We start from the raw sequence: 1,710 nt of genomic DNA on the forward strand, positions 1-1,710 counted from the left end.
CGCTGTTTTTCAAGCAAGTTGTCGCCATTTTTACATATTTATAACTTCTTAGGCTGCTTTGTTCTCTGGATTTAAGAATACCTCGTCAATAAAGCTCCAATCTTTAGTTTTTCCACTCCAGCGCTCTGGGTTTGTTGCTTGAGCTTTGCGATAAACAAGCTTACGTTGCTCTAAGATATCTTGATCTTCACCAATATGTCTCTGCTGAGGTGTCACATATTTAATTCCGCTGTGCTTGTGTTCAAAGTTATACCAATACGTGAAATCACCAATCCACTTTCTTGCTTCTTCAATAGATTTGAATCCTGCCACAGGCCATAACGGCATGCATTTGACCGTTTTAAATAATGACTCGGAGTAAGGGTTATCGTTACTCACTCTAGGGCGAGAGTACGAGCTCATTACACCAAGATCATTCATCTTGGCTAACATTGTATAACTTCTCATAGGAGCACCATTATCAGAGTGCAGCACTATCCCTTTATTGACGCATTTCTCTTTCCAAATAGTACGTTGAAGTAAATCGGCTGCGTGCTCCCCAAGCTCTTGTTGGAACACTTCGGCACCGACTATTTTCCTGCTAAAAACATCCATAATTACATAGAGATAGTAGTGTTCACCCTTCGTAATTGATGGTAAGTAGCTAATATCCCAACTCCAAACTTGGTTTGGTTTTGTCGCTTTCTGAGCCTTGGGCTTTGGTCGACTGATTGAGGTAGATCCCCCTCGTCTTTTTAGCTGAGAGTGCTCTTTTAAGACTCTGTAAAATGTTGATTCTGAGGCGATGTAAATGCCCCTATCTGCAAGCATAGGTACGATTACGTTGGGAGGAAGATTCGCATATTCAGGCGCATTGCATACATCTAAAATATCTTGCCTTTCTTGTGCTGTTAGCTTGTTGTGAGGAGCCCTTGCTTTTGGTAAGTTACGCAAATCTTCTACTATCTTACCGCCGTCCTCCACCCAGCGTTGCATCGTCCTTATCGATATTCCAACGCAGCTACACGCTCTGGTTTTAGTTGCTCCACTCTTGATAGCTTCTTCAATGAATGTAACTATTTTTAGCCGCTCAGAGAGAGGAGTTAATCTTCCTCGCTTGGTTCCCAGAGGGCATTGAACTTTTCCCGCAAAACAAGTAGAGCAGCAGTTTCAGCTAAAGCTTTCTCTTTTCTAGCCAACTCTTTTTCTAATATCTTGATTCGCTTCTTATCCGCTCGGTTGGATGAGTCTATTTTGTTAGAAGGACTTTTCTTCGGTTGGTGTGCTTGTATTGACGCAATTTTCCATTGTTTGACCTGCTCAACAAAAAGACCATTAGTCCGACAATATGCTGCTAGTTCATGTTCTGTCATAACAGCCGTTTCGATGACAATGGCAAAGATTTCCTCTGCTGAAAGATCTTTTTGATTTGAATTTTCTTCGTCTAACAAGCCTTCTTTCTTCAATTGCTCTCTCCACTTATGAACTGTCGCATGACCAACATTAAGTTCGTTAGCCACTCTTCGCAAGGAGTAGCTGTATGGTGGGAGCAACCAGATTAGACCTTGTTCTTTGATCTCTACGTCAATTGAGGGTTTAGGCATATTTGTCTCCAAAATGAATTAAATTCTAAGGCGACAACTATGCTGACACAGGGGGGAAATGGGTGATCGGATAATCCCGAAATGACTGATCGGAATGCCCCGAAATATGCAATACGCCAGTTTAAAT

Annotated in this window: 1 protein-coding gene; it reads right to left on the reverse strand. The window is 41.8% G+C overall.

Going from position 1 to position 1,710, the window contains the following annotated elements:
• Nucleotides 1-48: 48 nt before the first annotated feature.
• A protein-coding gene (locus KIV40_RS18205) for an IS3 family transposase (RefSeq protein ID WP_375164868.1) occupies nucleotides 49-1,583 on the reverse strand; the annotation gives its coding sequence in 2 pieces (ribosomal slippage) (nucleotides 49-1,127 and nucleotides 1,127-1,583; 1,536 coding nt in all).
• Nucleotides 1,584-1,710 lie beyond the last annotated feature (127 nt).

The sequence above is a fragment of the Vibrio sp. D173a genome (assembly GCF_030248475.1).